Consider the following 5,791-nt stretch of genomic DNA (forward strand, 5'->3'; position numbering starts at 1 on the left):
TTCTGAGGTGAATTTTCTTTTACTTTTCATAACACTGCAATTTACTTAATTATTAATTTAGATTGCAGTCCGTTTTAATGGGGTAACTATACTATTTTCTATACCCTTTTTGCAAACTGTAAAAATTATGGTATTGATCCAATCGAATGGCTCACTGATGTTCTTACTAAAATCAATGAATACCCTTTCAATAAATTAGAAGAACTGCTTCCTGCCAACTGGAAGAAAGTTTAGACGAATTCTTGTGTGGAAAGATGGGGCAGATTTGAAGAAAACGTGGATTTTCGGATGTTTACTTTGGTACTACAACTACTTTTGGCTTACTCTTCGAAAGTATCTCAATTGAAAGGCTTAAATTTTTTTTAGATATAGTTTCCCATTTTCAGTTTTCGTGAATTTTTTTACTAGATCTTGTTTTGTCTCTCTCAATACCAATAGATCATAGTGTGACATCAATTCTACTGTACCACTATACTTTTGTGCTTTATTATGAAAAGAATTGATGACTTTAAAGTAGTTATGTTTAGATATTTCATTTTCTGTATGAAAGAATATCCTTTCTCTAAATTCATACTGCTTATGCGGGTAGGAAGGGTTCATACCTAAATAAAGAATCGAGTTTTCCACAATTTCTTTGGAAATCCAATAACCACGTCTGCTATACTCAGATAGTCCTTCCATATCAAGCAGATTATCAAAATATCGTCAATATTTTGATAATCTGCTTGATATGTGTTTTATATCTTAAGTTTCTTTGATTTCACTAACCATGAAAAGCCAAAAGCTTCTAGTGCAACTGTTTCGCCTCAAAAAACATAATTTGTTACCCATTCCAACTCTAATAAGAAGCATAATATAACCACACCAACTGCTCCCCAGATCACATACGCACAAGCTACATATATTTTATTCTTAAATAAATTTTTATCATCAGTACTTTTCGTAAACTTAAATTTTGAAATAAAACCAACAAGAATCATAAATGCAATTGCTGAAATATTATGTATCCATAATTTAGCACAATTATTTATAATTAACAACTAACTATTATATATATACAATATTTTTACGTATATTGTAACTACTGCTTAACACCCAATTTCTAACGATTTTTAAAAATGAGACACACTTCAGAAAGTACAATTATTCACAAAAAGTATTACGTAGCCAATTGGGGTAGTAAGCGTATCGGCATTACGGCTATTTTGTTTCCCCCCCGCACCCCCCCATCATTGATTTGGTATTTCTTTCTCCTCGTCTTCCTCTTGAATTCACAACATCTAATAGCACAAAACACAAGTCCAGATTCAAGTAATTTTGTAAAGAATTTTCAGGATGATTTTAGAGCTGATTCAATGGGTAATTCTCAGAGTAATAATGAGGCGTTAGAAATAGCACCACTACTCGATTTAGAGATGAGCATCCGGCACTATTACAACAAAGAATTTTATGCCCAATATGCAGAGTGGGCCGACGATGGAAAAGGAAGAGTTTGGACCTATCTACCTGATGTTGGTTTTGCATTTGGATTACCGACCGTCACACTCTCCACCCGTCAGATCAAGCAAGCGAAAAAGATGGAGAAGCAACGGGATCAGAAATTACAATCCACCTTGGATATGCTAACCTTGAAGATGAATACCGACATTCAAAAACTAAGAGTCCTCTATCAGAAATACGAACACAACCGACAACTGCTCCAAGAGAAAATGGAGCTACTCAACATTGACTTCAAAATCTTCGACATCTACAAAGAAGGGTATGAAAAAAATGAGATTGAACCCCTCACCTACTTGCAACAGAAGAAGACTTATATCCAAAGTCAAAACAGCATTGCGGAATACACCCGAAACTTGAAGGAGGAGCTGACTGATATTTATATACTTTCTAAGTATGCATTACCTTCTATGCATTTGTTGGATATTACTTCTGATGATAGCCATACAGATAGGAAACTGGATAAAAAGAAATAAAATTTCGAATACATAATTGAAACCCAATTGTTATTTTGTCGTATTAAGCGTATAACATAATATATTACAATAAGCTCATCATAAATTAACCATGAATGCAAAACAGATAAAGAATATAATAGTATTCTTACTTTCTACAGGAATTATTACAATTCTAGCAACTACAATTACGACACTAAACAAGACTAATACATGGTTTGAGAATTTGCAACATACCTGTGTGACACTATCCTTACTTTTGATAGTAAGTATCTCTTCATTAATAATAGGAACTGTTATTGGCTATATTTTTAATATTCCTAAAACTAATCCAGAAAGGTCAAGTAAAGAAAAATTCCAACAAAATAGAAACCTTGAAAAAGTATCTGATTGGTTAATGAAAATGTTAGTAGGAATTGGATTAACTCAATTCAATAACATAGTGAATGAACTATTCAAAATTTCCGAATATGTAGCGGGGTCATTAACGACACTTGCAGATAAAGCGGAACCATTTTTAGTTATGGGTCTCTTAATATATTTTTTACTAAGTGGATTTATTGTTGGTTACCTATATACTAATTTTCGATTAATAGAAATAACAAATGCAAGTCAATCATAGACTGTAAATACTTAATTTTCAAAATAGAAATATGAAACGCTTAATAATCTTACTCGCAATTATGCTTTCTTCATGTGTATCCTATAAGAAGATACCACAAACAATTCATCCTCCGAGCAACTATTCTTTAGAAATAATTAAACTATTTAGTGAAGCATGGCCATATGCTCAGCTTTCTTTAAATGTTTATGAAGATAGTGATAGTCTGAATATATCAAACCTCTATACAGTGGCTGAAAAATTTGAATATAGAGCACAAGGTTTTAATGCAATTTTATATAAACATACTCAAGAAAAAGAATATGTACTTGCATTTAGGGGAACCGATGAGGGAATAGATTTCAAATATGGTAATAACCCCATTTCACAAAAGCAAAATGAAACAGGTCTCAAAGTATTTGATCATGTAGTAAAGCTGATTGGTGATGGGAATAAAATTATTGTAACAGGTCATTCACTTGGGGGAGGAATTGCTATGGGTGTTTCTTTAAATAGAAGTAATGTTTCTTGTTATTCTTTTAATGGCAGTCCTGTTTTTAAGAAAAAAAATAAATTAGGAAAGGGGAATATACGACATAGTATTGTTGAATATGGTGACCCATTGAAAATTGTTAAAATGCTAGGAAGAGAAGCTACCCAAACATATACATCCGTTAATCTTACACCTGGCACAAAAAAACAACATAGTATTAAAAATTTAGCGATAGGAATAACACAAATAGCAGCTATAACTTCAACAGAGGCTATTGAATCTTTGAAAATGAACAATATATCTGCTCAATTTGATTATGATGCTACAATCGAAAAAAAGGACATTTAAATCATGGAACTATTTTAAAATCAACAGGTAGCTAGAAGTAAAATAGTTTTTATTATAAAAAAATTAACCCCAATATCAATAGGAATGATGTTGGGGCTAATTTTAATTTTCAATACTGTAATATTACTAGTTCACATCAATAGTATTTTCAGTCCATGTAGTGGTTTCATATGAAATTGCACTGCTCACATCACCTGATTCTCCTGACAAAAAGATTCCATCTAAATCTACATTAAAGGTGTATGAATTATCATCCAATAACCAAGTATCTTCTTGATCAAGAGTTGTAGAATAGATTACATCATTGAATGAAGAGAAAAATTTGACAGTTATTCCTGTCATATAAACAGGGTTTCTGTACATAAACTCTGTATTAATATTCTCAATATTTCTTTTAACTGAATACAATCCTTGCAATTGAACAACACTACTATACAGCTCTTTATCTGATGGATTATCCCAGTTCTGAATATTATCTACAGCACCCCAATCATAAAATTTCTGTCCACTATTCTCAATTGTAAATGATACATACTTCACTTCTGCATTACTGAAGTTAGATGTATCTACAAACTTATATCTAGTCTGATGCTGTTCCAAAGTTACATCAAGTGTCGTATTTTCTGCTACGGAAAATTCGAGATACTTTGTATACCTTTCAAGTCGTTCATTGTCAAGTACCGTTATACTCTCAGTCGGCCCTCCTTCCTCTACTGGTTCTGGTATATTTGCTGTTTGATAATCTTCTGCTCCAATCGACAAAATATAATTTCCAGCGTCTAGTCGGGGAAGAGTAATGCTTTGAGGTATTTCTTTTCCTTCCCAAGACATCATGAAATAAGTTTTCTCTTCAATTGAAGTTCCATCTTCATTCCTAAGGTAATACTTCAAAATATCAATCTCATTCGGAATTAAAGAAGATTCATCCATCAATCGATTACTTGATTGAACATCTAAAAAATGTTCTTCATAATTGGTATGAATAGTTACATCAAACTTGTTTTCTTGTTCAATTACTTCCTCAATAGAGTTGTTATCACATGATACATAAAGGAAAGATGTTCCCATTAATAAGGCTGATACGCCACGTTGAATTGTAGTCTGCATAAAAATTAGTCAGTTAAATTAAAGATTTACAATATACGTTCATTGTATTGAAATATAAAAAATAAGTAATACAATTTTATAAATAAAGATACACCGATATCAAGTTAAAGCCTTGATAGAAAAATCAACAAAACACACTTCACTCGTTTGATACTAAAAATCAATGTATTATACTTGTATCTGAATCGTTAAGCAGTAAGGCCCGCTCCACTTTGGAGTTGGGTCTTTTGTCTTTTATATGGTATACAAAAAGGTATTACTAAAAAATATTCAACTCTCAACCGTAACGTATTACCTCTATTCCAAAAACAACTATTCATCCAATTTGAAATTTAATTTTCATCCCTTATACTTGTTCATCAATAGTTAAAAACTGCTTAATATTGATTTAACAGTAAATAATTTTTCGTATTTCTCAACTACTAAATATTAAATAGTCTGAAATGATTTCAATAACGTTTACACCTATCTCAGGTATAGAAAAGTTTTTTCCCTCCTGATGCTTTAGCAACTATAGTATATCTATAATCTACAACCAACAACTGCATACATCTCGATTCAAACTTCATTTGATACATTACCAAGTATCTGCAATAACTATTTTTCCCGTAATGGATATTCAAATTAACAACTCGCGCCATAATAGCTATTCCATATTTGATAACAGCTTATGGAAAAACAATACCCTTTCTGTACGTGCCAAGTACCTTCATCATTACCTCGCCAACAGGCCTGAAGGTTGGATTATACAGCAAACTGATCTCCGAAAAATACTTGGAGATAGAGGAAAACTATTGGGAGAAAAATCACTCCGAAGGATCAATAAAGAATTAGTAGAAGCCGGCTACATGAAGCTGACCACTGTCTACTGCTCCAAAAAGAAACGAGCCAAAGGCAAGAAGTACCTCTTCTCTCCACAACCTATCTACCGGAAGCAGAATGATGCTGTCAAAGAATTAGTGGCTGAATTCCAAGGGCACAACACCTCTCAAAGTTATTCACAACAGAACAGGCAAAAAGCAGAACGTGACAAAAGTGCCGTTTCTGCTAACGACCCTCTGAGCAGAAACGGCAAAAAGGAGAACCTCTGCAAAGGTGAACTTCTCCAAAGTGCCTCTATTAGTAATTATAGAGAAGCTTATTTAGTTAATAATGAAGAAGTAACTAATAATAAAAGCTCAAGCTTGGAACTTTCTTTAGAGAATGATTTTGAAAAATGGGTGATGGCTATTTTAGGTTGATCTAGCTACATCCGTTACTAAAATTACCACATTTATAGTAATGTTTTTC

General features: G+C 32.4%; 7 protein-coding genes. 5 read left to right on the forward strand and 2 right to left on the reverse strand.

Annotation, left to right across the window (positions count from 1 at the left end; genetic code table 11):
* The first annotated feature begins 93 nt into the window (after positions 1-93).
* Positions 94-234: a transposase domain-containing protein gene (locus HHU12_RS36005; RefSeq protein WP_169660969.1), complete on the forward strand. Its 141-nt coding sequence runs from the start codon at positions 94-96 to the stop codon at positions 232-234.
* 117 nt (positions 235-351) lie between these two features.
* On the opposite strand, the gene HHU12_RS32855 is transcribed toward HHU12_RS36005, so the two are convergent.
* Complete coding sequence (locus tag HHU12_RS32855) at positions 352-681, reverse strand: hypothetical protein (protein WP_169660963.1); 330 nt, start codon at positions 679-681, stop codon at positions 352-354.
* A gap of 437 nt (positions 682-1,118) precedes the next feature.
* Between HHU12_RS32855 and HHU12_RS32860 the strand changes: the two genes are divergently transcribed.
* From HHU12_RS32860 to HHU12_RS32870, 3 genes are all read left to right on the forward strand, one after another.
* On the forward strand, positions 1,119-1,973 hold the full coding sequence (locus tag HHU12_RS32860; protein ID WP_169660964.1) for a TolC family protein: 855 nt from the start codon (positions 1,119-1,121) through the stop codon (positions 1,971-1,973).
* A gap of 91 nt (positions 1,974-2,064) precedes the next feature.
* On the forward strand, positions 2,065-2,574 hold the full coding sequence (locus HHU12_RS32865) for a hypothetical protein (RefSeq protein ID WP_169660965.1): 510 nt from the start codon (positions 2,065-2,067) through the stop codon (positions 2,572-2,574).
* A gap of 31 nt (positions 2,575-2,605) precedes the next feature.
* Positions 2,606-3,394: an Mbeg1-like protein gene (locus HHU12_RS32870; RefSeq protein ID WP_169660966.1), complete on the forward strand. Its 789-nt coding sequence runs from the start codon at positions 2,606-2,608 to the stop codon at positions 3,392-3,394.
* 126 nt (positions 3,395-3,520) lie between these two features.
* Here HHU12_RS32870 and HHU12_RS32875 read toward each other — a convergent pair whose 3' ends face one another.
* Positions 3,521-4,501, reverse strand: a complete 981-nt coding sequence (locus HHU12_RS32875) for a hypothetical protein (protein ID WP_169660967.1) — start codon at positions 4,499-4,501, stop codon at positions 3,521-3,523.
* Between the two features lie 611 nt (positions 4,502-5,112).
* On the opposite strand from HHU12_RS32875, the gene HHU12_RS32880 reads away from it, so the two are divergent.
* Entirely contained in the window at positions 5,113-5,742 is a 630-nt protein-coding gene (locus HHU12_RS32880) for a hypothetical protein (RefSeq protein ID WP_169660968.1), read from the forward strand.
* The last annotated feature ends 49 nt before the right edge of the window (positions 5,743-5,791 follow it).

Origin of the sequence: Flammeovirga aprica JL-4 (assembly GCF_012844305.1) — a bacterium.
GTDB classification, from domain to species: Bacteria; Bacteroidota; Bacteroidia; order Cytophagales; family Flammeovirgaceae; genus Flammeovirga; species Flammeovirga aprica.

Coding starts and splice junctions, on each gene's coding strand:
- HHU12_RS32860 (WP_169660964.1), top strand. CDS start 1,119: ATGAGACACACTTCAGAAAGTACAATTATTCACAAAAAGTATTACGTA.
- HHU12_RS32870 (WP_169660966.1), top strand. CDS start 2,606: ATGAAACGCTTAATAATCTTACTCGCAATTATGCTTTCTTCATGTGTA.
- HHU12_RS32880 (WP_169660968.1), top strand. CDS start 5,113: ATGGATATTCAAATTAACAACTCGCGCCATAATAGCTATTCCATATTT.
- HHU12_RS32855 (WP_169660963.1), bottom strand. CDS start 681: ATGGAAGGACTATCTGAGTATAGCAGACGTGGTTATTGGATTTCCAAA.
- HHU12_RS32875 (WP_169660967.1), bottom strand. CDS start 4,501: ATGCAGACTACAATTCAACGTGGCGTATCAGCCTTATTAATGGGAACA.
- HHU12_RS32865 (WP_169660965.1), top strand. CDS start 2,065: ATGAATGCAAAACAGATAAAGAATATAATAGTATTCTTACTTTCTACA.